Raw genomic sequence first — 25163 nt, forward strand, 5'->3', positions numbered from 1 at the left:
GGGGCCCCCCGGCGGTGCGGGCGGCGGTCAATTGGCCGGCGCGCGCCCACCTGGTGACGGTGAGCGGGTCGACGCCCGCCTGCCGCGCCACCTCGCCGCGCGACAACATCACATCGTTCTCGGACACGGGGAAGTTCTCCTTCCTGGGGGTTATGAGGCGGCTGCCTGGCGGGCGGCCTCCTGCTTGGCCGCCCGATTCCGGCGGCGGGTTTCGGCCGACTTGGCGGCGCGGCGGCGCATCTCGGCGGCGCGCGCGTTGACGGCCGCGGCCGGGATGTCCTCCTCCCGCACCAGACCGGTCGCCCGGATGCGCGCCTCCCAGTACGGGAGGTGGACGGGGGACGCTTCGATGGCCGGCCTCACCCGGGCCTGCCGGTCAGGCGTCTTGGCCCACGAGGTGTGAACCGCGATGAGGGCGGCCTGCCGGCGACGTTCAGCGTCCGCCATCGCCGCCCCCCTCCGGGTGCGGCTGGAGCGCGTTCTGCACCTGCTGCTCGGGGAACAGCCAGTGGCCGCCCGGGCACGCGTCGGGCTGGGTGCAGGGGGCGCCGCAGGCGTGCATTTTGGTGCCGGCCAGGTGGCCGTCCTTGCGGAGGCGGCGCAGCGTGGAGCGGTGGATGCCGAGGCGGGCGCACACCTCGGCGATGGTCAGCAGCTTCGACTTCATGGGACCTCGCGTGAACGTCTTTGAAGCTTTACGAAGCAAGACGGTACACGCGGGAACAGGATGATGCAATACGGAGCATTAGGGAGCGTGTCGGAGCAGTAAGGGTTTACAGCCCTTTACTAGGCGGGTTATGAAGCACCATGGTTCAATGCGGTACATGACGAACCATGGGCAGTCACCCGCCGGACCCCCGGGCCTGCCGCTCTGGCTCGCCGCCGAACGCGCCCGCGTCGCCGCCGGAGCAGGCAAACAACAGTGGGCCAAGACGCTCGGAATCGGCCGCGTCACCTACGACCGGCTCACCACCCAAGCGTCCCCGCCCATCGCCCGCACCGTGAAAAAGATCGCCGACGTGATCGGCATCGACATCGATGAGGCGATGCGCCTGGCCGGCCTCGCCGGCGAAACCCCCAACATGGACGTCGTCGTCATCCGCGACGGCCGCCACATCGTCATCCAGGCCAAGCACATCAAACGCCAGATCGTCGAGCAGCAGCTCGACCTGCTGCGCCGCATCGCCGACGAGGCCGGCCGCACCCTCGGCGACATTCTCGTCGTCACCGAGCTGGCCGGCGTGGAGGAGCTTGAACTCCACCAGGAAGAACAGCAGGTCGTTAACACCTCTGAGGACCCGTTCTTCACGGTGGAGTTCCTCGCCAACCATCAAAAGCCGACCTAGTTCCGATCCCCCGCCTCGATCTTCGCGGCCCGCAGCTCGGCCGTCAGCGTCCGCACCGCGACGATCGCCTGACGGTCCTGGCGCAAAATCTTGCCCGTCCGGTCGAACGCGGCGTGCAGCTCGTCAGCAGCCTGCAGGACGGCGTTGTCCAACTCTGCCCCCACACGGTCCGCCTGCGTCTTGACGGCTGCCTCGACACGGTCCGCCTGAGCTTTGACGGCCGCCTCGACGCGATCCCCTTGAGTGTTGATGTGGTTGATGCCGATCAGTGCGAGGGTGACGAACACGGCTGCCAGCGACGCGAACCTGAGCGTCTCGTGCAGCCTGTCGGTTCCCAACGCTGGGTTTACCGCTGTTGCGACCGTCGCCCCCCACAGCAGGAGCGTTCCGGCGGCCGCGGCCGGGATGGAGGTGTGTCGTCGGGACAAACGCAGTTCCTTCCCCCATCGACCCGACGGCGCTGTCGGGCCGGTTGCCGATTGCTAGGGCGGCTGACCGACTGTACGTCTCCTTTGTCCATCTTTGAAGACACAGGGCGGCCGTCTTGACAAAGAGGACATGGCCGTCAACGTCCCCAAGCGCGCGAAAAGGCCCACGAATGCGGGCTTTTCGGCTCTGCCGGGTGAACGGCAGGCAAGCACAAGGTGGCCTGCCGGATAGGTGCCGGAATTGGCGGGTAGTGGCAGGGATTGCACGGGCTCGAACTCGCACGACCGAGATCGTCCCCCGTGCATCGCCCCGCACGGCAGGAAGGGGACTACCGCCCTAGCGAGGTGTTGTCCCCCTCCGCCGTGCGGGTGCTGAGGGCCTACCAGGGCTTTAGCTCCATTCGAACCCGCATCGTAGCGTCTTGACAGCCCACAGTCACCCCTTAATTCGGACAGTAGTAAATAATCCACCCCGACAAGGTAGATACCTCACCTCAGGTGAAAGAAACCGCACCCGCCACAACCGGCATGCCTCGCCCGATGACGGATCCGTCACAGCCAGGAAACGTATTCCCACCAGCGGAAACGCGCTCACAAACGCCAAGATCATGACGGATGACAGTTTTGCTCCCGTTCCCCTGATTGCGCGCGCACGTATACGCGCGCGCACGCACACGTGTAGGCGTCAACGCGACGGAAACTGTCATCCGTCATGATCTTGCGGATTTGTTGTGAATCCCCGCAGGCCAGGACCGGTTTCGAGGCTGTGACGGATCCGTCATCGGATCCGTCACAGCCTCAGATGCGGTCCCCCGGCGACAGGCGGGCGTGGGTTTCCCGCGCCCGCTCGGCGGCCAGCTCTCCCGTGTAGTGGGCGACCATCTCCCGCGTCCGCCACCCCATGATCTGCTGGACGTCGCCGTCGGACGCCCCCGCCCGCAGCAGCTCGTGCGCCGCGGTGCCGCGGAACATGTGCGGCGTCACCTTCCCTGCGATCCCTGCCGTGCCGGCCCGCCTCTCCAGCATCTGGTAAAGCCCTGAGTCGGTCATGTGGCCGACACCGCGCCCGGTCACCCCCAGCCATAGCCACGGCGACTCTGCGGCCTTCCTGTGGCCGCTACGGGCCCGCAGATACCGGTCCAGAGCGGCGGCCGCCTTCGCCCCCAACGGCAGCCAGTGCTCGTCGCCGCCCTTGAGCACGATCCGCAGCCGCCGGCCTTTCAGGTCGACATCGTTCGTGGCCGGGTCGCGTGGGGTGTAGCGGACGTTCATGAGCCCGGTGCGGCGCGGCCCCGAATCGCCAAGGATGCGGATCAGCGCCGTGTCGCGCCGGTCTTCGAAGTCCTTGCCGGCCGCGGTCGCCAGCAGCTGGCGCTGTTCGCCGTCGGACAGGTAGCGGCGCACCTTGCGCGGCACCTTCGGCCGGTCGCCGGCCAGCACCGGCGAGCCGGTCGTGCGCTCGCCTTCCGCGCGCAGCCAGTTGAACCAGACCCGCAGGTTGCGGAATGCGGTGTCGGCGGACGCCGGGGAGGTGCGGTTCCGCTCGTAGACGATGAACGCCCGCACATGTTCGGCGGTAACACGCTCAGCGTCGCAGGGAAGGCTGTTTCCGCGCAGGTAGGCGATGAACGATTTCGCCGTGTCGGTGTAGGAGCGGATCGTCTTAACCGCCTTGTGCGCCGATTCTAGGGACAGCGTCCACGACTCCAGGCACAGGGTCAGGTCTGCGCCGCGAGGAATGGCGATCGCCTGCGACGCGTACGATTTCGGGGCCCTCCTGCGGGGGGTGCGGGTGTCCAAATGGATGACGTTGTCCGACATGCGCGCAGCCACCTTCTTCACCTGTCGGCTACGGCGTGCGCGATGGTTGTGCTTCGCATTGCTTCATCATGCTTCATCTCGCCACGTTCGGGCAACGGTTAGATGGTGAGTGAGCACTGTACGACTCTGGTAATCTAGACCCCGTTGCCCGAACCGGCAGGTCAGGGCACGTACAACATGCGGCCGTAGCTCAATGGATAGAGCATCTGACTACGGATCAGAAGGTTGGGGTTTCGAGTACCTCCGGCCGCGCACAGTCTGATCAGGGAGTTCCTTGACCACAAGGGGCTCCCTGAGTCGTTTTCGAGGACCGGTTGCAGCAACGCCCGTCTCGTCGTCTGCATGAGGTCGTGGCAACTCGGCTCTGCCGGAGCGTGTCCTGGCTGGCCACGTCCCCGCGCTTTCCCTGACAGGTGGGGATGTCGCAGCAGGTGAAGGGTGGAAGGCGACCGGTACCACGGGTCAGTGGGCGGCCGTAGTGGTGTAGTGCCGGCGGCGTTCGAAGTGTGAGGTCATCGATGGGCCACCGCTCCAGACCCGCGCGGAATCAGTGGGACCTGTTGCTGGAGCACGGACACGGGCTGCAGAACGGGTTTCATGGCCTCTGGGTCGAGAGTGACGACCTGAACGAACTGTCCCGGCTGCTCCGGGTGGATCCGGACTCGCGCCGGCAGTGCGACCTGGAAACGGCCCTGGGTATGTACGAGGGACAATGGGGGAAGGCCGACGTCTGGATGGGCCCGCACGCGCCCGGCTGGACGCACATTCTGGCTTTCGGCCTTTATCCGGGCCATCCAGCCGTTCTTGGTCTCGGACCGCGACGCGTGTTCGAGATCTTCTGCTGTGAGGAACTGGGGAAGCTTGATCCGGTACGTCTCTACGAGGATGGACGACAGGTCGGCGATATCACCCCGCCGTATCGCGAGGGCGGGGTGATGGAGTCGCCGGAATATCTGCCGTACACGAGAGGGCTGGCGCTCGGCGACACCAGGAACCTCAAGAGAGATCTGCACCTCATGATGTGCGTGGCGGGTCGGATCACTGGACGTTTTCTCGATCGGGACTGGTTCACTTCGAGCCGGCCCTTCTACCGCATCCCTGAGGAGAGGTGGTAGCAAAGGCCGTCCGGAGTCAGTTGGGGGTGGGACGCGCCGTGGGCAGGTGAGTGGGGCGAGCTGCGTGGATTGCGGCAACCTTCGAGGCAATGTCACCGACAGTAAGGTTATGATCGCTGAATGTAGCTGGCGGGCCGTGCCTTCACACGAAAAGGGACATTGCCATGAAAGTCAGCATCGCTCTCCTTCTGATCGTCGCGCCCATGACGACGGGTGTTCCCGTCGCGCACGCCGCCGTCGGTCCGTGCCGCTACCCCGCCGACGTCCTCGACCTGCACAACTGGAAGGTGGCCCTGCCCGTCGACGACCCGGCGCAGCCGGGACCGTAGCCGCTGGAGACGAAACAGCCCGCTCTCGACACCTACGCGCTTCCGCCCTACTTCCAGGTCGCGCCGGGGTGTGACGGCGTGCAGTTCCGCGCCCCGGTCAACGGTGTCACGCAGGGCTCGTACTACCCCCGGTCAGAGCTGCGTGAGATGAACGGCACCGCCAAGGCCGCCTGGTCGTCCACCTTCGGCACCCACACCATGGTCATCAGGCAGACCATCACGCACCTGCCCGCCGACAAGGACCAGGTGATGACGGGGCAGATCCCACGACGCGGCCGACGAGATCGCGGCCTTCCGGCTGGAGGGCAGCAACCTCTTCTTCACCAACGGAACCCAGAGTCAGTTCAAGTTGGTGACGTCCAACTACAGGCTGGGCACGCCGTTCGAGGCCAAGTTCGTGGTGGAGGACGGGCAGATCAAGGCGTACTACAACAACGTGCTCCAGGTGACGATCAACAGGAACTTCACCGGCGCGTACTTCAAGGCGGCCATGTACACCCTCGCCAACTGCGCCCTGTCGGCGCCGTGCAGCACCAGCAACTTCGGTCAGTCGATCATTCACGATCTGCGGGTCACCCACCGGGCCTGAGGGCGGGCTCTGTTCAGGGCTCCTGTGCGCGGACGACAGGCATGAACAGCGTGGGGGCGGGAGCTCGCCGGGGAGCTGGGTCGCTTGGGAACGGGCGGCTGCTAAGGCCCTACCAGGCGGCTCAGTCGCTTGCCCGGGGCGCCGTATCGCCGATGGCATCCCAGGGCAGGATTCCTTCGCCCCATGTCGATCTTGCGCAGCCGCGTACGCATGGCTGAATTGCGCTCACGTGCTGTCCTGGCGGACAACGTGCGCAGCAGTCTGTGGCGCGAGGTCACGACGATGGCCGCGGAGCCGCTGACGAAGATGACGGCGAGGAAGCTCCACAGCCGGCGCAGGACGTCGGTCCGCCACTGCCCCCCGTCGCCACTCACGGCCGTGTGGCCGTCGGGCTCGGAGGCGGTGGGCCGGGTGCGAACGGGGGGCTTGGAGGTGGCGGGCCGGGTGTGTGTGAGGGGCTCGGAGGCGGTGGGCCGGGTGCGGGTGAGGGGGCCGAAGGCGGTGGGCTGGATGAGGGTGAGGGGGCCGGCGGTGGCGGGGCCGGCGAGCAGGAGCGGCTCGGTGACCGATTCGTCGGTGCGTGGGGTGATGGTCCGTACGTGGCCCAGGTCCGGACGCACCCACGCTGTGCCGAGGGACAGCGTGAACCCCGCCCCCAGCAACACCATGAGCAGCACGAATACGCCGCCGAGCGAGCGGCGGACCGGCCGACAGCGTAGATCGGCGAGATCACGGGCAGCGGGCATGGGAGTACCTTTCGAAGGTTCGCGTCAGACGCGTGGGCAGGTCTTGGCGATGGTGACGAAGCGTTTGGGCTTGCCGCTCAGCGCGCTGCCCACGATGACGACGGCGGGCATGACCGAGGCCGGCACGCACAGCACGACCGCCACCAGCGTCTGCGTGAGCCGGAAGGCCAGGAAACGCGCTCGCGCGCTCATCACCCGGCCGCGGCCGGAGAAGCGTTGCCGGTTGGCCTCGCCGCCCGAGTTGATCCATCCCATCAGCCCGTAGGAGGCGAACCAGGCGGTGAACGACGTCCAGAAGACCGTGTGCGCCTGGGGCGGCACCTTGGTGACGCCCATCGCGAGCAGTACCCCGCCCACCCCGGACGCGCAGATCGACAGCACCCCCATGCCGTACTTGACGGCCTTCGGGATCGCCACCGACAGCGGCAGGATGTCCCGTCTGCGGATCGCCGTGAAGTTGCCCCACGTCCAGCGCTTGCGCTGCTTCCAGTAGTCCATCAGGCTCCACGGCGAGACCAACTGGATGTACTCGTGGAAGTAGCCCCAGCTGAAGCCCGCGTGGGCGGCGTTCGTGCCGAAGACCAGGTCGTCGGAGGCGATGATCGGGTGGTTCCAGGTGATGACGTCCTCGACCAGGCCGGTGACGCACAGGCCCTCCCCGTGCACGAAGAGGGGTTTGCCGGTGATGCCCTGTGTGCAACTGCAGTAGATCGTGCAGTTGCGGGCCCGGATGTTGTCCAGGTGCGACAGCAGGAAGTGCGTCCAAGGGCGTGTCGCATAGTGCCGGTTGACCACCGTCACGCCCTGGCACAGGTCATAGTCGCCGCCGTAGGCCTTGGTGACGTACGCCCTGGTCGGCAGCGTGTCGTCGTCCACGAAGAGGATCTTGGTCTCGGCGGTGTTCCAGCCCAGCCGGGCCCGGATCAGCCTGGAGAACTCCAGCGCCCGCGCCTTGTCGACCGCCTTGCACCGGAACCAGGACGGCACGGGGATGACCCGGTCGGCCAGCGGATAGAACTCGTCGTGCCCGGGTTCGAGCACGACCCAGATCTCGTACGGCATGGTCAGCTCGTAGGCCCGGATGGCGGCGACGGTCTCGCGCACCAGATCGGGCTCCTTGCCCACCGTCGTGATCTGGATGACCAGCCGCTTGAACCTGCCGGGCTCGTACTGGTAACCGCCTCGCATGCAGACATATCCGATGACCATGAGCATGAGTTCGACGAGCGGGATGGAGAAGAACACCAGACATGTCCACTGTGCGTATGCCATCCACTCGGCGGTCCGCATCAGCGACTCCGCACCTGGCACTGGCCCGCTTGACGGTTGATGACCTGGCGGCTGTCGGCCTGACCGCTGATGGCCTGAGGGCTGATGGTCTGACGGCTGATGGCCTGGTGGTTGACGGTCTGCGCCGCGGCGACCATCGGTGACGCGATCAAGCGCCGCCTCATCTCCAGCAGCCAGGCCGCGGCGTCCTTGGGCAGGCAGCTTCCGCCGTACGGGCCGAGGTCGGCGATGCCGTGCAGCGGGTCGCGCATGCCCTCGGCGCTGCGGGCGGCGATCCGGAACAGGTCGTCCACTTCGCGGATGCCCAGATGGGCTGTGGTCGTCCGCATCTCGTTGAAGAAGGAGATCTTGACCGCGTTGAACAGGTTGTGCACGTACTTCTGGAACTCCGCGCCTTCGGGGCTGACCCGTACCAGTGGGCAGGAGAAGCGCTGGTACAGGTCCCGTACGATCCGCCAGGCGCGCTCGTCGTCGCCGATCACCCCGACCGTCGTCACGTCAGGGCGGAGGAAGTCCTCGCAGGCGGTCGCGGCGCGCAGGTACTCGGGGCTGTAGGCGACCCCGAAATGCACCCCGGCCCGCAGCCCCGACACCGCTTCGAGCAGCCTGGTGAGGGTCCTGGTCATGCCCGGCGGCACCGTGCACCGATAGACGATCACCGGATATCTCGTACGGAAGTCGCGCATGAGAGCTTCGCCGAGGGTCCGCGTGGCCGCCCGCAGGCAACTGGTGTCCACTCCCTGCTCGCCGGTCGGAGCGCTCACCGCGACAAGAACGACGTCGGTCTCCACCAGACTGATCTCGTCGGGCTCCACGGCCACGAAACCGAGCGTGCCCACCCGCCGACGGGCCTCGGGCGTCAGGATCGACAAAGGTGATCCTGTGCTCGTGCCGGCCGAAACCGTGGCCGACGGCGGCGCCCGCCACTCCTGCTCCGACAACCAGAATATTCGCCATAAGCCACTTTTCCATCTTCCATCTGGTACGGCCGCTTTTCATGAAATTATTGGCTTGGCGTGGAGAGAGTCGGCCGGCGGTGACGGAATACGCCATTCACCGTGATGGCCGTTCCGATCTTAATCGCCTTCCACACCGGCACGGCATCAGTTCATGAAACAGCAGACCGAGCTGGTGAAGGGAGATATTGCACGTGATCACCCGCGGGACAACCGAGTCTCGCGCCCCCTCCAGCCCGGAGGACAAACTTGCCTTTGCGTGCTCGAAACTAACGCGTGGCAATCGTGTCCCGCTGTCGGAAGGTGTACGGCGAATCAGCAGGTAAGGCGACAAGTGCATCGCCGCGGTCGTTACTCCGGTGAATGCTTTCATTCGAGCGCGGTTACGGATTCCGGGAAATCTCCCAGTTCTCAGGGTGGACGAACTGCTGGGAAAACGATCTCGGGCTGAGCCGGCCCTGCGGACAAGATGCCGTCTCGCGTATTTTCTTGCCGAACGGTCACGGCGAACGGCGGACCCAGGCGGTGGTGGCATCGGTGAGTGGGCACGAGCACGGCGGTCCGCCCGGTTTACGGTCGGTTCTCGCCCGGCACCATGACTTTCGCAGGCTCTTCACCGGCAACTCGATATCGCTGCTCGGGTCGAGCGTCACCACGGTGGCGCTGCCGCTCACGGCGGTGGTGCAACTGCACGCCTCACCTGCCCAGATGGGGTACCTGGGTGCGGCCACCCTGCTGCCGCACCTGGTTCTGGGACTGCCCGCCGGGGTGTGGGTGGATCGCATGCCGTACAGAAGGGTGTTGGTGATCGCCGATCTCGTACGGGTTCCGCTGCTGGCGGCGATTCCCGTTCTGGCCATGGCCGGATGGCTGCGAATGTGGCAGTTGTACGTCGTGGCAGCGGCTGTCGGCGTCGGCGGTCTTTTCGAGAGTGTGGCGGCCCAGTCGTTCATTCCCAGACTTGTCCCACGGCGGCAGTTGCTGCCGGCCAACAGCGTGCTCATGCTGAGCAATGCCACCGTGGCGACGACCGGTTCGGCGTCCGGCGGAATGATCGTCGCATTGCTGGGCGGGCCGGCGGCCCTGTTCGTCGACGCGCTCTCTTTCTTGGCCGCCGGAATCTGGAAGGCGCGGATTCGCGATTCCGGGGCGGTCTCGGCACCGCCTCGGGAACGGCGTCTTTGGCGGGACGTTCTTGAGGGAACGCGCGCGGTCCTCGGTCACGACATCATCAGGGCGGTGACCGTCGCGGCCACCGTCGGCGCGCTGGCCGGGCAGCTGCAAGCCGTCGTCATGGTGCTCTATCTGGTCCGTGACCTCGGCCTTTCCTCTGGTCTGATCGGCGTGGTCATCGCCGTGGGCGGAGCGGCCGGCATCCTGGGCGCCGCTCTCGCGTCGCCGATCACACGTCGGCTGGGGCCGGGGCCGACGTTCATCGCGGGCATGTTCCTCTCGTCCGTCTCCGGTGTCACGATCGCCATGGCGGACCGGCCCCGGCATTTTGTGTGGGTGCTCGCCGTACTTGTCGCCGGGCAGATTCTGTACGGGGTCGGGCCATCGCTTTTCGGGGTGAACCAGCAGACCTTCCGGCAGGCGCTGATCGCGCCCGAACTGCTTTCGCGGGCCAACGCGACGTGGCGATTTCTCATATACGGCATGCAGCCTCTCGGCGCGTTGCTCGGCGGAATGCTGGCAACAATGCTCAGCCTGCAAGGAACGCTGATGGCCGGCAGCGCTTTGATGCTTGCCGGAACGGGAATCGCGGCCCTTTCGCCGCTCCGTTCGTTGCGCGAACTGCCTTAGCCGGATCCCGCCAATGGGGGCAGCGCGTTGCGGGCCCGTTCGAGGGCCTGGTCGGGCCACCACTGGCCGGACGCCGGGGTGACGATGCCGTACGCCGGGTCGTCCGGCCCAGGGGTGCCACGGGTGCAGCGGCCGTTGGAGAAGCCCGGGCTGTTGAGCCACAGCAGCGCGTCGGCCAGGGGACTCGTGGTGCTGGAGGTCGGCCGCGGGCCCGCGCCTCTGCCGGGTGGGTTGCACCACTCGTCGGGGGACGGGTAGCGGCCGGACGGGGGCTGCCACTCGCCCCTGCCGTTCCGGCTCGTGTCGATGACGAAGTGCGGCAGGCCGGGCGCGTCGGCGGGGATCGCGGCGAGGGCGGCGTCGGCGCACGAGGCCGTACGGGAGGCAGCCCTCAGGTAGACGCAGCGCGACAGCTTCGAGGCGTACGTGAGGGACGCCGGGGTCGGGCGGTAGCCGACGGCGTTGACGTAGAAGCCGTCGGCGCGGATCGCGTTCGCGTTGACCAACCGGTCGGCGACCTGCGTGAACACCGGCCACCCGGCCAGGCCCCCGTCGAGGTACACGGCGGTGCGGGGCAGGTTGGTGAGGGTCTCCACCGCGTGCGAGAGGTCGCTGTAGCGCTGGGCGGCGGCGCCCTCCCCGCCCTGGGGACAGTCCGCGCTGCCCGGCAGGCGGGCCAGGGAGCTGGGCTCCAGGGCGACGACCGCGGGGCGGCTGCCGATGCCCTCGGCGACGGCGTTGATCCAGGCCCGGTAGGCGTCGGCGTCCGGGGCGCCGCCGTTCCAGCAGTCACGGCCGGGGACGTGGTCGGTGACGAACACGGGGACGGTCCGCTGCTGGTCCGCCCGGGTGGCCGCCTCGCGGACCGTACGGGAGATGTCGGCGGGGGAGGCGTCGGCGAGCCAGATGGCCTGGGGGATCGCGGACAGGGCTCGCATGAGGGCGGCGTCGGCTGCTCTGCCCTGGGCTGACCAGGTCTGTGCCTGGCGGGCCGCCTCGGTGTCGGGCTGTGGGTAGAAGCGGACGCCGTCGGCGCGGAGGGGGTTCGAGCCGGGGAGTTCGCGCCACTTCGTCGTCGTCGCGGGGGTGTTCGCCGGGGCGGCGGAGGGGGTGCGTGGCGGCGTGGGGAGGTGGGAGGGCTGGAGGGCGAGGACGGCGCCGGTCACCAGCAGGACGAGCGCCGCGCCCGCCGTCGCCCATCGCCGCGGAGCGGTCCGGCGGCGCCGCCCGCCCCCACCGGCCGCGGCGACCTCGCCCGGCGGTGCGCCCCCCGATCGAGCGGGCTGCTCGGTCCGAACAGGCTGAGGGCGGACGGGTGGCCCGGATCGGACGGGCTGGGCCGGGACGAAGGCGGGCGAGAGGCGTACCGTCGCACCCCCCGCCAGCGCGTCCGCCAGCTCCACCGCCGTGGGCCGCGCCGCCGGATCCTTGCTCAGCGCCCGCGGCACCAGCTCGCCCAGCAACCCTTCCAGCGGCGGCAGCGCGGGCTCGTCGTGCACCACCCGGTACAGCACCTCGTGCCCCGCCCCCGTCCCGAACGGTGGACGCCCGCAGGCCGCGAAGACCATGACGCCGCCCCAGGCGAAGACGTCGGAGGCCGGGGTGATCCCCATTCCGCGCACCTGTTCCGGTGACATGTACGCGGGTGTCCCCATCCGGGTGACGGACAGGGTGGTCGAATCGGCGTGGAAGGCGAGGCCGAAGTCGATGACCTTGGGGCCGACGGGGGACAGCAGCACGTTCGACGGCTTGAGGTCGCGGTGCACGACGCCCGCCGCGTGGATCGCCCCCAGCGCGACCGCGGTGCTCATGGCGAGCCCTTCGAGCTCCGAGCCGGACATCGGGCCCCGCTCCACGACCGCGCGGAACAGGGTCGGCCCCGGCACGTACTCGGTCACCACGTACGCCGTGTCGCCGTCCAAATCGGCCTCGATCACGGGGGCCGTGGAGAAGCGGGCCACCCGCCGCATGGTCGTGACCTCGCGGCGGAACCGCCTGCGGAACTCCGGGTCGTCGGCCAGGTGCCGGTGGATGACCTTGATCGCGACCAGTTCCCGCGACCGGCTCTCCGCGAGGTAGACGATGCCCATGCCGCCGGCGCCGAGCCGGCGGATGATGCGATGGCTGCCCACCCGCCGGGGGTCGCCGCCGGTTGTCCCTGTCGCGGGGTCGCCGTGTGTGGTGCCGTGCGCCATCGCCTGCCCATCCACAAGTTTGTCTGTTTCGGAAATGCGGCCGCAGACAGTCAAGGGAAGGTACGGCCGAAACGGCGGACGGGTTCACCAAAAGGGACAAAGCGCCGAAAAAGAGGTACGGCCCGAAAGGTGGCGGGGCGGCCGGCACGTGCTCGTCGCGGTCCACCTCCGAGTGCCCGACGACAAGCCCGTCCCGAGTGGGCCATCATGGCCGCGGTGCATGGCCAACGCCCACGAGACGCCCACGGGACGCCTACGGCGATTGAAAGACCTGGGATTACTCGCGGATCAGAGCTAGGCACCAAACCAAGCGCTTGCTACTCTCCGAGCATGCTCTCCACGATCGTCTGGGGCACCGGCAACGTCGGCCGTGCGGCCATCCGCGCCGTCGATGCGCACCCGGCACTCGAACTCACCGCGGTGCTGGTCAACAATCCCGAGAAGGTCGGCAGCGACGCGGGCGCGCTCGCCGGCCTCGGGTCCGACCTGGGCATCACCGCCACCGCCGACGTCGACGCGGTGCTGGCCGCCCGTCCACAGGCCGTGGTGTACGCCGCGTCCGGCGACATAAGGCCCGATGACGCCCTCGCCGACATCGTCAGGGCGATCCGGGCCGGGGCCGTGGTCGTCACCCCGTCGCTGTACGCGCTCTACGACCAACTCAACGCCCCGCCCGAGATGCGCGAGGCGGTGCTGGCGGCGGTCGCGGAGGGCGGCGGCTCGCTGTTCGTCTCCGGCGTCGACCCGGGCTGGGGCAACGACGTGCTGCCGCTGCTGGTCAGCGGCCTCGCCGGGACCATCGACGTGATCCGCTGCCAGGAGATCTTCGACTACACCACCTACGACCAGCCGGACACGGTCCGCTACCTGGTCGGCATGGGCCAGCCGATGGACTACGAGCCGCCGATGATCGCCCCGACGATCCCGACCATGGTGTGGGGCGGGCAGATCCGCCTGATGGCCAGGGCGCTCGGCGTCCAGATCGACGAGATCCGCGAGACCCACGAGCGGCGCGCGCTCGACGCCACCGTGACCACCACGAGGATGGGCGAGTTCGAGGCCGGGACGCAGGGCGCGCTGCGCTTCGAGGTGCAGGGCGTCATCGAGGGCGAGCCCCGCATCGTCATCGAGCACGTCACGCGCATCCACCCGTCCTGCGCGCCGGACTGGCCCGCGCCGCCCGACGGCGAGGGGGCGCACCGGGTGGTCATCGAGGGCCGCCCGCGCATCGAGGTCACCGTCGAGGCCGCCGACGAGGGCGGCAACCGGGCGGCGGGCGGGAACGCCACCGCCGTCGGCCGCCTGGTGGGCGCCATCGATTGGCTGGTGGACGCCGATCCCGGCCTGTACGACGCGCTCGACGTCCCGTTGCGCCCGGCGGTGGGCAAGCTCGGCCGCAAGTAACAGGCCTGAAGCCGGGTGAGAACCCACAAACAGCAGAGGAAACAGCCATGCACATCGATATCCCCGAGGGAAAGGACGCGATCGAGTACGTATGGGGTGAGATGGTCCCCGGAATCGGGATCGCCGCCTCGCATTTCTCCCTGTCGGTGTACGCCCACACGACCCTCGGGCTCCGTGAGTTCGAGGCCGCGCGGTTGCGGATCGCCCAGATCAACGGATGCGCCTTCTGCCTGGACTGGCGCACGGAGCGAGACGGGCAGAAGGTCGAGGACGACTTCGACGAGGCAGTGACCAACTGGCGCACGACCGGCGCCTTCGACGACCGCACAAGGCTGGCCGCCGAGTACGCCGAACGGTACGCCCTGGACCACCACGGCCTCGACGACGAGTTCTGGGCACGGATGACCGCGCACTACACCCAACTGGAGATCGTGGAGCTGAGCATGAGCATCGGGTCCTGGCTGGCGTTCGGCCGGCTGAACCACGTGCTCGGCCTGGACACCGTGTGCAAACTGCCCAGTGGTCCATCGCCCTCCACCCGTCCAAAGGCGCGAGCAGACAATCACCCAGGGTGAGGAACAGTACATGAGCGACAACAACACTGGCTTCTCAGGTATCTCGCGTCGTGGATTCATCGCCGGTGCCGTCGGAGCGGCCGCGCTCGCGGGCCACACCACCCCGGCCCAGGCGGCCAGGGCGGCCGGGCCGATCGCCAACGGGGCCCAGGTGGCGGCCCTGATCATCGGCACCGGGTACGGCGGCTCCGTCGCCGCCCTGCGTCTGGCCCAGGCGGGCGTGGACGTGCACATGATCGAGATGGGCATGGCCTGGGACACCCCGGGCTCCGACGGCAAGATCTTCTGCACCACGACCGCGCCGGACAACCGCTCCTACTGGCTGCGCACCAGGACCAAGGCCCCGCTCAACTACTTCCTCGGCTTCCCGATCGACCGGGACATCCCCAAGTACACCGGCGTCCTGGACGCGGAGGAGTTCGGCGGCATCACCGTCTACCAGGGCCGGGGCGTCGGCGGCGGCTCGCTGGTCAACGGCGGCATGGCGGTCACGCCCAAGCGGGAGAACTTCGCCACCGTCCTGCCGTCGGTGAACCCCGACGAGATGTACAACACGTTCTACCCGCGCGCCAACTCCGAGCTGGGGGTCGGCACCATCGACCCGGCCTGGTTCGAGTCCACCCCCTGGTACCAGTTCTCCCGAGTCGGCAGGAAGCACGCCCAGCGCTCGAACTTCCCGTTCGTCTTCGTGCCCGACGTGTACGACTGGAACTACATGCAGCAGGAGGCCGCCGGGACCGCCACCAAGTCGGCGCTGGCCGGCGAGATCCTGTACGGCAACAACTTCGGCAAGAAGTCCCTGCAGAGGACGTACATCGCCAGGGCCAAGGCCACCGGCAGGGTGACGATCTCGCCGCTGCACCGCGTCACCACGGTCTCGCCCGCGTCGGGCGGCCGCTACACCGTCGTCATCGAGCAGCTCAACACCACGGGCGACGTCACGACCACCAAGACCGTCACCGCCGACCGGGTGTTCTTCGCCGCCGGCAGCGTCGGCACCAGCAAGCTGCTGGTCAAGCTGAAGGCCACCGGCGCGCTGCCCAACCTGAACGGCGAGATCGGCAAGAGCTGGGGCGACAACGGCAACGTCATGTGCGGCCGGGCGAACCACCTGTGGGACCCGACCGGCAGCCAGCAGTCGACCATCCCCTGCGCCGGCATCGACAACTGGGCGGCCGGCGGCGCGTTCGCCGAGGTCGCGCCGCTGCCGACGGGGATCGAGACGTTCGCCTCGTTCTACCTGTCGATCACCAAGAACCCGAACCGCGCCCAGTTCTCCTGGAACGCCTCCACCGGCAAAGTGGACCTCAACTGGCAGACGGCCTGGAAGCAGCCGTCCATCGACATGGCCAAGACGATCTTCGACAAGATCAACTCCAAGGAGGGGACGATCTACCGGACGGACCTCTTCGGCGTCTACAAGATCTGGGGCGACCACCTCACCTACCACCCCCTCGGCGGCGCCGTCCTGAACAAGGCCACCGACAACTACGGCCGCCTCGCCGGCTACCCGGGCCTGTACGTCGTCGACGGCGCGCTGATCCCCGGCAACACCAGCGTGAACCCGTTCGTCACGATCACCGCGCTGGCCGAGCGCAACATCGAGAAGATCATCGCCACCGACCTGTGACCCTCTGGGGCGCCCCCGGCCACCGGGGGCGCCCTGCCCCTTTTGCGGGGTCCTGCGGGAGCTTTGTAGGGTCCTGTGGGAACGATGCCACAAACGGGGTCAGGGTGAACGCATGACATCGGTGTCCATCCTCGGCGAGGGCTGGCGGCTGCGCGGCTATCTGGGCGACGACTGGCAGCTGCACCGGGCCCAGCTCCACCGCCGCGACGGCCGGGACGACCTGGGCTGGATCCCCGCGCGGGTCCCCGGCAGCGTGCTCGCCGACCTGCTGGCCGCCGGCGAGGTGCCCGACCCGTACGTCGGCCGGCAGAGCATGCTCTCGGAGTGGGTGCCGCAGCGGACCTGGGTGTACCGCACACGCCTGCACACCGCCGGGCTCGCGGGCGGGCTCACGGGCGGGTTTACGGGCGAGGGGCGGGCGTTCCTGGAGTTCGACGGCATCGACGGGCCTGACGGACGCCGCGACGGGCCCGGCGGAGGTCACCGCCCGTGTCCTGCGCCTGGACGGCACGGAGATCACCGCGGCGCGCTTCACGACCACCCTCGGCCGCCCTCAGGCCGTGGGCGAGATCCACTGCGACGAGCTGGACGAGCAGCCGTTCTTCCTGGCCCTCTCACTCCACACCGGATCAGGAACGACGACAAATCGGTATCTGCTCACTGCCGGCGCCGACTTCCGCGACCTCCTCACCCTCCCGCCCGCCCCGCCACCCACGCGGGCTGGGCGCGCTGGGACGACAACGCCATCGACCTGCTGCCGGGCGAGGAGCGCACCCTGCGCGTCCACTGGGACGGCGTCCCCGAGCGGGACCAGCGGATCCTCCTCGACGGCTGGAACACCACTGGACAACTCCCGCGCTGATCTGTCACCCTTTCAACCATGATCATGAGAAAGGCGGACGCCACCCTCCTCCGGTGAGCGTTCTCGCGCAGCGCGACGCTGCAGCAATCCGCGAAGAATGGCTGGGCTCGGCGCTTTCGACGCTGCCCGCCGACCGTCCGGCCGCAGAGGCGGCCATCTCCGGGCTCTACCGCCTGATCGGGCTCGCCCCACCACGCTTCCACTGGGTCACCTCGCCGCTCAAGGCGCTGGTGACGGTCCCGCCGGGTGCGGGCAGGGAGACCCTCGACCGGATGGCGCAATGGCCCGTGCCACGCCAGTTGTCCGCACTCGTCACCAAGCTCTGCCTCGACCTTGACGTCCTGGCCAGACGGTTCCCTCTGGGCTGGGAGCAGCCGATCCGCCGGACGGTCCGCGCGTCGCTCTCCCGGTCGGTCAACAGCGCGCTCCTCATGCCGCTCCGGGCGGCGCACGACACGCCGTACCCGCAAGCAAGCAACTGGTACGGGGTGCAGTGCGTCTCCTGGCTCGCCCACTACGACGCCCTGCGCCGGACGACCGGAGTCACCTTCTCCGAGGAACAGAACCGGCAGCTCGACCTGTGGGCGGCCGTCGCCCGGTCGTGCGGCTGGTGGTGGCCCCGCGAGGGCGTCTGCGTCGTCTCCGAACGGCCGTCCGTCCTCCACACGGAGGTCTGGGGCGACGACGGCGAGGTCCGCCTGCACTGCGCGTACGGACCGGCCGTGCGGTACGCCGACGGCTGGGACATGTACGCCTGGCACGGCACCCGCGTACCCCCTTGGGTGATCACCGACCCGGACGTCGACCGGATCACCCGCGAGCCGAACGTCGAGGTCAGACGCTGCGCCATCGAGCACGTCGGCTGGCCCGCCTACATCGACCGGGCCGGCCTCCGGCTCGTCGCCACCGCCCCCGACCCCGGCAACCCCGGCTCCGAGCTGCGGCTCTTCGACATGCGCGCGGGCACCCGGGTGCTCCTGGCCGTCAACGGCTCCGTCGAACGCGACGGCCTGCGCCGCCGCTACGGCCTGACCGTGCCCGGCTCCCTCGACGACCCCGTCGCCGCCGCGGCCTGGACGTACGGGCTGTCGGCCCACCAGTACGCCCAGCTCGTACGCCGAACCTGACCTTCCACACAGACTTGAGGTGATCACCATGACCGTAACCCTCGCCACCCTCTCCCGGCGGACCGGACTCGCCGTCCTCGACCACCTGGAGCAGGCGGCGTCCATCCCCGTCGTCGACGGCCTCCAGGCCCAGGGCGACCTCATCGTCGTCCCCCTCCCTGTCCTGACCGGATCCGTGCTCGTCCGCCCCGGGGCCTTCTGGCGGAAGGTGCCCGCCGAGGGCATCGAGCTGCTGCGCGGCGCGGCGGGCGGCAACCCGCACACCCTGGTCGCCGACCCGGGCACCTGCCTGTGGACCACCGACGTCGCCGACGACCAGCGCCTGACCATCGGCGCCTTCACGGCGACGGCGGTCGCGTACCTGCTGCACCCGGAACACGGGGCGTCGGGCTGCGTCCCGGGCACGTACGTGATCAGACGCCAACGCGAACACGACGGCCCCCGCCAGGTCCGCTTCGTGGCGGACTGACCGAGCGGCCCGAGCCCGGGCTGTGTGAAGGTGGTGTCGTGGAACTCGGTCTGAGGGACAAGGTAGCGGTCATCACCGGAGGCAGCTCGGGCATCGGGCTGGCCGTGGCGCGCGGGCTCGCCGCCGAGGGCGTGCACCTCGTGCTGGGGGCGCGCGACGCCGACCGGCTGGAGAAGGAGGCGGCGGCGGTCGAGGGCGTACGGGTGCTGCCCGTCGCCTGTGACGTGGCCACCGTGGAGGGCGCCGCGGCGCTGGCGGCGGCGGCCGAGGAGGCGTTCGGCGGCGCGGACATCCTGATCAACAACGCCGGTGCCGGGTCGAACGAGACGATCATGGAGGCGCCGGACGAGAAGTGGCAGGTGTACTGGGACCTGCACGTCATGGCGGCGGTGCGGCTGGCCCGCGGCCTCGTGCCGGGGATGCGGCGGCGCGGAGGCGGGGTCATCCTGCACAACGCGTCGATCTGCGCCGTCCAGCCGCTCTGGTACGAGCCCATCTACAACGTGACGAAAGCCGCGCTGATGATGTTCTCCAAGACGCTCTCCACCGAGGTCGTCGCCGACAACATCCGGGTGAACTGCGTCAACGCGGGCCTCGTCCTGACCCCCGACTGGGTGAAGACGGCCAAGCAGCTCACCGTCGGCAGCGGCGGCGACTGGCAGGGACATCTGGACGAGGTGGCGCGGGAGCACGCGCCGATCCGGCGGTTCGCGACGCCGGAGGAGGTGGCGGACTTCATCGTGTTCCTGTGCTCGGAGCGGGCCTCCTACTCGGTGGGCTCCACGTACGCCATCGACGGCGGCATGCTCAAGACCGTGTGATCATTCGCCGACTGTTCCTCGCGCGCGCAGCCCGGCCACCTCGGACGAGGACAGGGACAGCAGCTCGCCCAGCACCTCGTCCGTGTGCTGCCCCAGCTCGGGCGCGGGGCGCGGCGGGAGCTGCGCGCCGCCGAACACCAGCGGCGGCCCCGGGGCGAGGTGCGGGCCGATGCCGGGCTGGTCGAGCTCGGCCATGAGCGGGCTGGTGGGCAGCTCGTCGCGGACCAGCTCGCCGAAGTCGCGGTACGGGGCCCACAGCACGGAGCCGAGCGCGCCGTCGAGCGAGGCCACCGTACGCGCGGCGAACCACGGCGCCAGGATCCCGCCCAGCGTCTCGCGGTAGGCGTAGCGGTCGGACTCGCGCAGGAAGTCGGCGTTCAGGGCGCGTTCGAGGGCGGCGACCACCTCGGCCAGCCCGGTCGCGGCCACCAGGTCGCGCCAGTGCCGGGACGTGAGTACCACCACCATGACCCGCCGCCCGTCGGCGGTGGCGAAGTCGCGGCCGAAGTCGCCGAAGAAGTCGTTGCCGATCCGCGGGCGCGGGCTGCCGAGCTGCGCCTCGGCCAGGTAGCCGAGGTTGCCCGCGACGGCCAGCGCCACGTCGTTCAGCGCGATCTCCAGCCGCCGGCCCTGGCCGGTGAGCAGCCGGTGACGGTCGGCGGCCAGCAGCCCGGTCGCCAGGTACAGGCCGCAGGCCACGTCCCAGGCGGGGAGCACGTGGTTGACCGGCCCCTCGTGGCCGGCGGGGCCGGTGGCGAGAGGGAAGCCGAGCGCGGCGTTGACCGTGTAGTCCACGGCGTTGCGGCCGTCGCGGTGGCCGGACACCCGCGCGTGCACCAGGTCGGGCCGCCGTTCGGACAGCGACTCGTACGACAGTCCTTCGCGTGGCGCGGCGTTGGTCAGCACCGTTCCGGCGGCGGCGATCAGGCCCGCGACCAGCTCGCGGCCCTCGGGGGAGCGCAGGTCGGCGGTGAGCGAGCGCTTGCCCTTGTTCAGCCCCGCCCAGTACAGGCTGCGGCCGGACGGGGCCAGCGGCCATCGGCCCAGGTCGGGGCCGCCGCCGCGCTGGTCGACGCGGATCACGTCGGCGCCGAGCTGGGCGAGGGTCATTCCGCCGAGCGGCACGGCGACGTAACTGGACAGCTCGATGACCCGCAGACCGGTCAGGGGCGCCACCTCGATCACGGGACCAGGCTAGATCACGCGACCGGACCGGCGATGACCCCGATCGGTGGAAGTGCCTCCCGGATCATCCACGGACGGTTAGTGTCACTCCGGACACGAGGAGTGATGATGAGCATCATGCTGGCGCGGGCCGTGGAGCTGAAGGCCGACCTGATCCACTACGCCACCTCCGGCCGCTTCGGGCGCGAGCTGAGCGCGGTGCTCGGCCGCTTCCATGCCGGCGGGCCGCCCCGCGACGAGGCCGAGGCGTTCCTGCCGGTCGACTACCTGGCCCATCAGGAGCCGCTGACCGGCGGCGACACGGTGATCGACCGGTTCGTACGCGAGCGCCCGGATCTGGGCAGGGCGGACGTCGAGCTGCTGACGAGCTGGAAGGACGTCGTGGAGGGCGTCTTCGAGGTGCGTGCGGTGGACGGGGCGGCGGTGCTGCTGTTCAACCACGTGGACGAGCTGGTCTACCGGGCCTTCTCCAATTTGGGCGAGGAGGCGTTCACGGAGCTGCTGCCCAGGATGCAGGTGGTCGGCCGGCTGATCCCGATCGGTCCCGACTGGCTGATCAGCGGCACGCCCGCCGTGCACCCGGCCGAGGCCCGCGGCGAGCTGGTGGACCTGGCCGCGCGCATCGCGCTGACGCACGCCGGCTGGGTGTTCCGCAATCCGGTGCTGCTGACCCAGGCCAGAGAGCTGCAGGCGGAGCAGCGCCGGTGCTTCGTCGGCTACTTCGGCACCGACCTGGTCGTGCTGCGCGGCGCCGAGGTGCGCGACCGGCTCCGCGGCTACCTGGCCTACCAGGCCGGCAGGCTGGGAAGCGGGGAATGGGGCGACCGGCAGCCGGGCAGGCTGGAGCCGCCGGAGCACGTGAGCGCCGCCGCGACGGTGGCGCTGATCTACGACGAGGAGGCGGGGCTCGGCTACTACGCCGACTTCGGCATGCTGGAGGAGGTCTTCGACGACCCCCGGCTGATCGTCAGGAGCGCCTACCGCGAGCTGGTCAGCGCCTATCTCCGGGGCGACGCCGTCTCACCCGTGCCCCTGCTGCGCCTGGCCGGCCGCGATGCGGACAAGGCGAGCGCGGTCTTCGCCGGGCTGCTGAACAAGCGCGGCTTCCGGTGGGAACGCAGCGGCGAGCTGCTGCTGCGCGCCCACAAACCGGTCCACTTCACCGCGGAGCCGCTGCCCACGGTCATCCCCGTCACCGCCGCCATCGCCGAGCACCTGAGCCCAAGCAACCTGAGCCCGAGCACCTGACTCAGGCCGGCTCAGGTCGGCTCAGGGGACGTTCCAGGGATCGTCGTTGTTGTCGTCACCGTCGTCGACCAGGCTGTCGAGCACGCGGGTGACGGCGTCGCCCAGCGGGCGGAACGCCTGGGAGAGCGCTTCGGCCAGCGGGCCGAAGATCTCGCTCACCTCGTACAGCAGGTCTTCGCTCTTGCTCTCGGGAGGCGCCCAGCGCATGGCGTCGGCGCTCAGCGTCTCCCATTCGTCGACGACGCCGTCGATGGCGTCGAGGACATGGTCAGGATCGTTTGGCATGACCCTCCTCCGAGGCGCGGGAGTGGGATAACCACCACGGTACATCCCCAGAGAAAAGGGACTCCAGCTTCAGGCCGGGATGGACACGCCCACACCGCCACGCGTTCGCGCGCCGTACCGCTGCTTGTCGGCCGCGAGGTCGAGCGGGCGGATGCTGCTGCGCCCGGCGAGCACGTCCTCGGTCAGCAGCGAGGCGGGCACCAGCCACGACACCTCGAACTCCAGGCCGTCGGGGTCGTGCGCGTACAGGGCCTTGGTGGTGGAGTGGTCGGAGGCGCCGACCAGGGCGCCCAGCTCGCGCAGCTTGGCGTCGATGCGCTCCAGCTCCTCCAGCGTGTCCACCTCCCACGCCAGGTGGTACAGGCCGACGGTGGAGCGGCCCGCCGACGACCGGCCCGCCTGCACGCCGATCTCGAACAGGCCCAGGTCGTGGTCGTTGGACGAGCCCGGAGCTTGCAGGAACGCCGCCCCCTGCATCCCCATGACGACCTCGAAGCCCAGAGCCTCCTGGTAGAAGGCGACGCTGCGCTCGACGTCCCGTACGTACAGGACCGCGTGGTTGAGCCGCTGGACGGGCATGGTGAACCCCTTTCGGAGGTGGCTACCCATAAGTATATGAGAGTTCAACTAAAATGGGAGCATGACCCGATGGCTCGACGACGAAGAGCAGCGCACCTGGCGAAGCTTCCTGGCGGCGACCCAGCTCGTGAACGAGGCGCTCGACCGCCAGCTCCAGCGCGACGCGGGCATGCCGCACACGTACTACATGATCCTGGTGGCGCTCTCGGAGGCTCCTGAACGCACGATGCGGATGAGCGAGCTGGCCGCCAGGGCGCAGAGCTCGCAGAGCCGCCTCTCGCACGCGGTCGCGCGGCTGGAGGAGCGCGGCTGGGTGCGCCGGCAGCGCTGCGACTCCGACCGGCGCGGCAACTTCGCCGTCCTCACCGGCGACGGCTTCGCCGCGCTGGCCGCCGCCGCGCCCGGCCACGTGGAGGAAGTGCGGCGCAGTCTGTTCGACGCGCTCACCCCTGAGCAGGTGGGACATCTCGCCGAGATCTGCGCGGCGGTGCGGGACACGCTGGAGCCCTAGCGCGAAATGTGTCGCCGCCGCGGCCTAGGGTTCTCCGGGAAGTCGAACAAGGAGAGCGGATGCGCGAGGCGGATGAGGCGCTGTTCAGGACGGTCCACGGGATCGCGGGGGAGCTGGCCGGGCAGCCGGTGCACGTGGTGATGGACGCGCTGGCGCGCCGGTTGCCCAAGGCACCTGGCCTCGACACGGCCGAGATCCGCCGGATCGCCGAGGAGATCAGCGTCGGCCGTGACCCCTCGGGGCTCTGAGCACGCCTCGGAAGGGACCACACGGGGCGCTTCAAAAGGGGCGCAAGGGGCTGAGACACGCCGAAAGACCCCGCTGACCAGCTAGAACGCTCGATCTGGGGATAAGCTCAAAATGCCCGACCCGACCGGTTCACGGTCACCGGGGTGCCACCGGGCGCGTCCCGCCCGAGCCCGCCCAAGGCGGCCAGAGTCTCCTCGAGCGGGACACGCCCGGAGGGCTCGCTCTCCGTTCTCATAGTTCGCACGCATCGGCGCCTGGCCCAAGCGTGCTGTATAAGGCCCTGCAAGGCCGTACAAGATCGTCCTGTTGTGCAGGTAGAACGGCCCCCCAGGGAACCCTGAGACGGGATCGGGGTCGGATCAGGGGTGGCTCCGGATGTTTGGATGCCCCGCGCGGCGGGAGAGTGGGGCGCATGACCGCAAGAAGGCTCTATCCGCTCATCGCCTGCGGCGCGATCGTGTTCGCGGTGGTCGGCGTCGTCGTGGGGCAGCTCGACGCCTCCCTCGACCCCCTGAACATGACCGTCAGCGAGTACGCCGTGTCCGACCGCGGGGGCGTCACGGAGATCGCGATGGCGGTGCTGGGCCTCGGTTCGCTCGTCCTCACCCTGGCGCTCAAGGCGGCCGACGCCCCGGTGCGCGGCATGCCGGAGAAGCTGCTGATGCTCTGGTCGGGGGCGTTGATCGTGGCCGCGGTCATCCCGACCACCCCTCTCGGCGACGACCTGACGCTGACGGCGCAGATCCACCGGTACGTGTCCGTGGCCGCGTTCGTCAGCCTGCCCGCCGCGGCGGCCCTGCTGGTGCCCAGGCTGGCGGCCGACGAGGCGTGGAAGCCGATCGCGCGGACCGTCGAGTGGGTGGCTCTGGCCGGTGGTCTGGGGCTGCTGGCGATCACGTACGTGGCGCTGCCCGGCGGCGGGGTGATGATCGGTCTCGTGGAGCGGCTGCTGCTCGGCGCGGAGGTCGCGTTGCTGGCGGTGCTCGCGGGCTGGCTGGTTCGGCTGGCATGGGGACGGGCCATCGGTAAGCCGGTTGAAATTGCGACATATCACAGATTTCTGGCCAGTCGATCTTAGAACCAGTAGATTTGGTGCTATTCTCTCCCGCGATCTTCTATCCGGGAGCGGGCGTCATGGCATCTGGCAGATCCATCAGATTCAAGATCTCGACGCTGCTGATCCTGCCACTGGTTTCTCTGGTCGGCCTCTGGGGTTTCGCGGTGAGCATCACCTCCGGTGAGGCGCTCAACATTCTGAAGGTCAACAACATGTGGACCGGCGTGATCACGCACGCCGACTTCCTCGTCTACTCCATCCAGCAGGAACGCCTGGTCTCCGCCGAGGTGGTCGCCGGCACCGCCCCCGACCCCGCCGCGCTGGCCGCCGCCCGCGGCAAGGTGGACGAGGTCAAGCAGCGCCTGGTGACCAACGGCTGGTCGGCCGACAGCCGGCGCGTGCTCACCGACGAGATGGAGTCCCGGCTCAGGAACCTCCTGGCCGCGGCCGACAAGCTGCCGGAGATCCGGCGGCAGGTCGACTCCAGGGCGCTGACGCCCACCAGCCTGATCACCGAGTACTCGGGGGTCGCCGACGCCGCGC

28 protein-coding genes, 1 tRNA gene and 2 pseudogenes are annotated in these 25163 nt (G+C 69.2%); 19 read left to right on the top strand and 12 right to left on the bottom strand.

Annotated elements, in window-relative coordinates; translation table 11 throughout:
- The 3 genes and pseudogenes from KME77_RS30590 to KME77_RS26010 all read right to left on the bottom strand — a co-directional run.
- Positions 1-109 (bottom strand): annotated as a pseudogene (locus tag KME77_RS30590) (MerR family DNA-binding transcriptional regulator); the annotation flags it as partial.
- Between the two features lie 41 nt (positions 110-150).
- Positions 151-447: a hypothetical protein gene (locus KME77_RS26005; protein ID WP_219471569.1), complete on the bottom strand. Its 297-nt coding sequence runs from the start codon at positions 445-447 to the stop codon at positions 151-153.
- Entirely contained in the window at positions 434-667 is a 234-nt protein-coding gene (locus KME77_RS26010; RefSeq protein ID WP_219471570.1) for a helix-turn-helix domain-containing protein, read from the bottom strand. The genes KME77_RS26005 and KME77_RS26010 overlap by 14 nt, the downstream gene beginning before the upstream one ends.
- A gap of 148 nt (positions 668-815) precedes the next feature.
- Between KME77_RS26010 and KME77_RS26015 the strand changes: the two genes are divergently transcribed.
- Positions 816-1346, top strand: a complete 531-nt coding sequence (locus KME77_RS26015; RefSeq protein ID WP_219471571.1) for a hypothetical protein — start codon at positions 816-818, stop codon at positions 1344-1346.
- Here KME77_RS26015 and KME77_RS26020 read toward each other — a convergent pair.
- Both KME77_RS26020 and KME77_RS26025 read right to left on the bottom strand, forming a co-directional pair.
- Positions 1343-1774 carry a hypothetical protein gene (locus tag KME77_RS26020; RefSeq protein WP_219471572.1) on the bottom strand — a complete coding sequence of 144 codons (432 nt, stop codon included), beginning with the start codon at positions 1772-1774 and terminating at the stop codon, positions 1343-1345. The genes KME77_RS26015 and KME77_RS26020 overlap by 4 nt on opposite strands.
- 798 nt (positions 1775-2572) lie before the next feature.
- The gene (locus tag KME77_RS26025; protein WP_219471573.1) at positions 2573-3595 is read right to left on the bottom strand and encodes a tyrosine-type recombinase/integrase; all 1023 of its coding nucleotides are present in this window, start codon (positions 3593-3595) and stop codon (positions 2573-2575) included.
- Between the two features lie 179 nt (positions 3596-3774).
- On the opposite strand from KME77_RS26025, the gene KME77_RS26030 reads away from it, so the two are divergent.
- From KME77_RS26030 to KME77_RS29575, 5 genes and pseudogenes are all read left to right on the top strand, one after another.
- Positions 3775-3847: transfer RNA gene (locus KME77_RS26030), tRNA-Arg, on the top strand.
- Positions 3848-4155: 308 nt separating this feature from the next.
- Complete coding sequence (locus KME77_RS26035) at positions 4156-4710, top strand: hypothetical protein (protein WP_219471574.1); 555 nt, start codon at positions 4156-4158, stop codon at positions 4708-4710.
- A 164-nt stretch (positions 4711-4874) separates the two neighbouring features.
- Positions 4875-5039: a hypothetical protein gene (locus KME77_RS26040; RefSeq protein WP_219471575.1), complete on the top strand. Its 165-nt coding sequence runs from the start codon at positions 4875-4877 to the stop codon at positions 5037-5039.
- 3 nt (positions 5040-5042) lie between these two features.
- Positions 5043-5291, top strand: a pseudogene (locus KME77_RS30595) (polysaccharide lyase family 7 protein); the annotation flags it as partial.
- A gap of 100 nt (positions 5292-5391) precedes the next feature.
- Positions 5392-5628, top strand: a complete 237-nt coding sequence (locus KME77_RS29575) for a hypothetical protein (protein WP_246610760.1) — start codon at positions 5392-5394, stop codon at positions 5626-5628.
- 101 nt (positions 5629-5729) lie between these two features.
- On the opposite strand, the gene KME77_RS26050 is transcribed toward KME77_RS29575, so the two are convergent.
- From KME77_RS26050 to KME77_RS26060, 3 genes are read right to left on the bottom strand one after another with little or no spacing between them, the layout of a single operon-like run.
- Positions 5730-6374: a hypothetical protein gene (locus tag KME77_RS26050; RefSeq protein WP_219471576.1), complete on the bottom strand. Its 645-nt coding sequence runs from the start codon at positions 6372-6374 to the stop codon at positions 5730-5732.
- A 24-nt stretch (positions 6375-6398) separates the two neighbouring features.
- Complete coding sequence (locus KME77_RS26055) at positions 6399-7646, bottom strand: glycosyltransferase family 2 protein (protein ID WP_219471577.1); 1248 nt, start codon at positions 7644-7646, stop codon at positions 6399-6401.
- A gap of 17 nt (positions 7647-7663) precedes the next feature.
- Positions 7664-8536, bottom strand: coding sequence for a Rossmann-fold NAD(P)-binding domain-containing protein (locus tag KME77_RS26060; RefSeq protein WP_219471578.1), 873 nt, complete (start codon positions 8534-8536; stop codon positions 7664-7666).
- Positions 8537-8983: 447 nt separating this feature from the next.
- Between KME77_RS26060 and KME77_RS26065 the strand changes: the two genes are divergently transcribed.
- Positions 8984-10423 carry an MFS transporter gene (locus KME77_RS26065; RefSeq protein WP_219471579.1) on the top strand — a complete coding sequence of 480 codons (1440 nt, stop codon included), beginning with the start codon at positions 8984-8986 and terminating at the stop codon, positions 10421-10423.
- Here the strand turns inward: KME77_RS26065 and KME77_RS26070 are convergent.
- Positions 10420-12618 (bottom strand): glycoside hydrolase family 6 protein, encoded by a 2199-nt coding sequence (locus KME77_RS26070; RefSeq protein ID WP_219471580.1) that lies wholly within the window; start codon positions 12616-12618, stop codon positions 10420-10422. The genes KME77_RS26065 and KME77_RS26070 overlap by 4 nt on opposite strands.
- A gap of 330 nt (positions 12619-12948) precedes the next feature.
- Here KME77_RS26070 and KME77_RS26075 point away from each other — a divergent pair, with 330 nt between their 5' ends.
- From KME77_RS26075 to KME77_RS26105, 7 genes are all read left to right on the top strand, one after another.
- A complete protein-coding gene (locus KME77_RS26075; RefSeq protein WP_219471581.1) occupies positions 12949-14022 on the top strand; it encodes an NAD(P)H-dependent amine dehydrogenase family protein in 1074 nt (357 codons plus the stop codon).
- A 47-nt stretch (positions 14023-14069) separates the two neighbouring features.
- A complete protein-coding gene (locus tag KME77_RS26080; protein ID WP_219471582.1) occupies positions 14070-14597 on the top strand; it encodes a carboxymuconolactone decarboxylase family protein in 528 nt (175 codons plus the stop codon).
- A 10-nt stretch (positions 14598-14607) separates the two neighbouring features.
- Positions 14608-16227, top strand: a complete 1620-nt coding sequence (locus KME77_RS26085; protein WP_219471583.1) for a GMC oxidoreductase — start codon at positions 14608-14610, stop codon at positions 16225-16227.
- A gap of 112 nt (positions 16228-16339) precedes the next feature.
- Entirely contained in the window at positions 16340-17089 is a 750-nt protein-coding gene (locus KME77_RS26090; protein ID WP_219471584.1) for a glycosyl hydrolase 2 galactose-binding domain-containing protein, read from the top strand.
- Positions 17090-17142: 53 nt separating this feature from the next.
- Positions 17143-18216, top strand: a complete 1074-nt coding sequence (locus KME77_RS26095) for a DUF6745 domain-containing protein (RefSeq protein ID WP_219471585.1) — start codon at positions 17143-17145, stop codon at positions 18214-18216.
- 28 nt (positions 18217-18244) lie between these two features.
- Positions 18245-18685: a DUF8820 family protein gene (locus tag KME77_RS26100; protein ID WP_219471586.1), complete on the top strand. Its 441-nt coding sequence runs from the start codon at positions 18245-18247 to the stop codon at positions 18683-18685.
- A 38-nt stretch (positions 18686-18723) separates the two neighbouring features.
- Positions 18724-19506: an SDR family NAD(P)-dependent oxidoreductase gene (locus KME77_RS26105; RefSeq protein WP_219471587.1), complete on the top strand. Its 783-nt coding sequence runs from the start codon at positions 18724-18726 to the stop codon at positions 19504-19506.
- Here the strand turns inward: KME77_RS26105 and KME77_RS26110 are convergent, their stop codons facing one another.
- Positions 19507-20691 (bottom strand): CoA transferase, encoded by a 1185-nt coding sequence (locus KME77_RS26110; RefSeq protein ID WP_308250906.1) that lies wholly within the window; start codon positions 20689-20691, stop codon positions 19507-19509. It abuts the gene before it with no gap.
- A gap of 108 nt (positions 20692-20799) precedes the next feature.
- Here KME77_RS26110 and KME77_RS26115 point away from each other — a divergent pair, with 108 nt between their 5' ends.
- Positions 20800-21939 carry a hypothetical protein gene (locus KME77_RS26115; RefSeq protein ID WP_219471588.1) on the top strand — a complete coding sequence of 380 codons (1140 nt, stop codon included), beginning with the start codon at positions 20800-20802 and terminating at the stop codon, positions 21937-21939.
- A 21-nt stretch (positions 21940-21960) separates the two neighbouring features.
- Here KME77_RS26115 and KME77_RS26120 read toward each other — a convergent pair whose 3' ends face one another.
- Together KME77_RS26120 and KME77_RS26125 are read right to left on the bottom strand one after the other, a co-directional pair.
- Positions 21961-22224, bottom strand: coding sequence for a hypothetical protein (locus KME77_RS26120; protein WP_219471589.1), 264 nt, complete (start codon positions 22222-22224; stop codon positions 21961-21963).
- Positions 22225-22293: 69 nt separating this feature from the next.
- Entirely contained in the window at positions 22294-22803 is a 510-nt protein-coding gene (locus tag KME77_RS26125; RefSeq protein WP_219471590.1) for a VOC family protein, read from the bottom strand.
- A 61-nt stretch (positions 22804-22864) separates the two neighbouring features.
- On the opposite strand from KME77_RS26125, the gene KME77_RS26130 reads away from it, so the two are divergent.
- The 4 genes from KME77_RS26130 to KME77_RS26145 form a co-directional block, all read left to right on the top strand.
- Entirely contained in the window at positions 22865-23314 is a 450-nt protein-coding gene (locus KME77_RS26130; protein WP_219471591.1) for a MarR family winged helix-turn-helix transcriptional regulator, read from the top strand.
- Positions 23315-23373: 59 nt separating this feature from the next.
- Positions 23374-23562, top strand: coding sequence for a hypothetical protein (locus tag KME77_RS26135; RefSeq protein WP_219471592.1), 189 nt, complete (start codon positions 23374-23376; stop codon positions 23560-23562).
- Positions 23563-23975: 413 nt separating this feature from the next.
- Complete coding sequence (locus tag KME77_RS26140; RefSeq protein WP_219471593.1) at positions 23976-24641, top strand: DUF998 domain-containing protein; 666 nt, start codon at positions 23976-23978, stop codon at positions 24639-24641.
- A gap of 56 nt (positions 24642-24697) precedes the next feature.
- Positions 24698-25163, top strand: a 466-nt coding sequence (locus KME77_RS26145; protein WP_219471594.1) for a nitrate- and nitrite sensing domain-containing protein, incomplete at its 3' end; no start/stop codon positions are given.

It is taken from the genome of Nonomuraea rhizosphaerae, from assembly GCF_019396405.1.
GTDB classification, from domain to species: domain Bacteria; phylum Actinomycetota; class Actinomycetes; order Streptosporangiales; family Streptosporangiaceae; genus Nonomuraea; species Nonomuraea rhizosphaerae.

Bases quoted from the DNA above. Each gene is read 5' to 3' on its own strand.
- KME77_RS26100 (WP_219471586.1), top strand. From the start codon at position 18,245: ATGACCGTAACCCTCGCCACCCTCTCCCGGCGGACCGGACTCGCCGTC.
- KME77_RS26140 (WP_219471593.1), top strand. From the start codon at position 23,976: ATGACCGCAAGAAGGCTCTATCCGCTCATCGCCTGCGGCGCGATCGTG.
- KME77_RS26130 (WP_219471591.1), top strand. From the start codon at position 22,865: ATGACCCGATGGCTCGACGACGAAGAGCAGCGCACCTGGCGAAGCTTC.
- KME77_RS26010 (WP_219471570.1), bottom strand. From the start codon at position 667: ATGAAGTCGAAGCTGCTGACCATCGCCGAGGTGTGCGCCCGCCTCGGC.
- KME77_RS26080 (WP_219471582.1), top strand. From the start codon at position 14,070: ATGCACATCGATATCCCCGAGGGAAAGGACGCGATCGAGTACGTATGG.
- KME77_RS26135 (WP_219471592.1), top strand. From the start codon at position 23,374: ATGCGCGAGGCGGATGAGGCGCTGTTCAGGACGGTCCACGGGATCGCG.
- KME77_RS26115 (WP_219471588.1), top strand. From the start codon at position 20,800: ATGAGCATCATGCTGGCGCGGGCCGTGGAGCTGAAGGCCGACCTGATC.
- KME77_RS26125 (WP_219471590.1), bottom strand. From the start codon at position 22,803: ATGCCCGTCCAGCGGCTCAACCACGCGGTCCTGTACGTACGGGACGTC.
- KME77_RS26075 (WP_219471581.1), top strand. From the start codon at position 12,949: ATGCTCTCCACGATCGTCTGGGGCACCGGCAACGTCGGCCGTGCGGCC.
- KME77_RS26040 (WP_219471575.1), top strand. From the start codon at position 4,875: ATGAAAGTCAGCATCGCTCTCCTTCTGATCGTCGCGCCCATGACGACG.
- KME77_RS26065 (WP_219471579.1), top strand. From the start codon at position 8,984: ATGCTTTCATTCGAGCGCGGTTACGGATTCCGGGAAATCTCCCAGTTC.
- KME77_RS26005 (WP_219471569.1), bottom strand. From the start codon at position 447: ATGGCGGACGCTGAACGTCGCCGGCAGGCCGCCCTCATCGCGGTTCAC.
- KME77_RS26070 (WP_219471580.1), bottom strand. From the start codon at position 12,618: ATGGCGCACGGCACCACACACGGCGACCCCGCGACAGGGACAACCGGC.
- KME77_RS26050 (WP_219471576.1), bottom strand. From the start codon at position 6,374: ATGCCCGCTGCCCGTGATCTCGCCGATCTACGCTGTCGGCCGGTCCGC.
- KME77_RS26025 (WP_219471573.1), bottom strand. From the start codon at position 3,595: ATGTCGGACAACGTCATCCATTTGGACACCCGCACCCCCCGCAGGAGG.
- KME77_RS26015 (WP_219471571.1), top strand. From the start codon at position 816: ATGCGGTACATGACGAACCATGGGCAGTCACCCGCCGGACCCCCGGGC.
- KME77_RS26055 (WP_219471577.1), bottom strand. From the start codon at position 7,646: ATGGCATACGCACAGTGGACATGTCTGGTGTTCTTCTCCATCCCGCTC.
- KME77_RS26120 (WP_219471589.1), bottom strand. From the start codon at position 22,224: ATGCCAAACGATCCTGACCATGTCCTCGACGCCATCGACGGCGTCGTC.
- KME77_RS26085 (WP_219471583.1), top strand. From the start codon at position 14,608: ATGAGCGACAACAACACTGGCTTCTCAGGTATCTCGCGTCGTGGATTC.
- KME77_RS26090 (WP_219471584.1), top strand. From the start codon at position 16,340: ATGACATCGGTGTCCATCCTCGGCGAGGGCTGGCGGCTGCGCGGCTAT.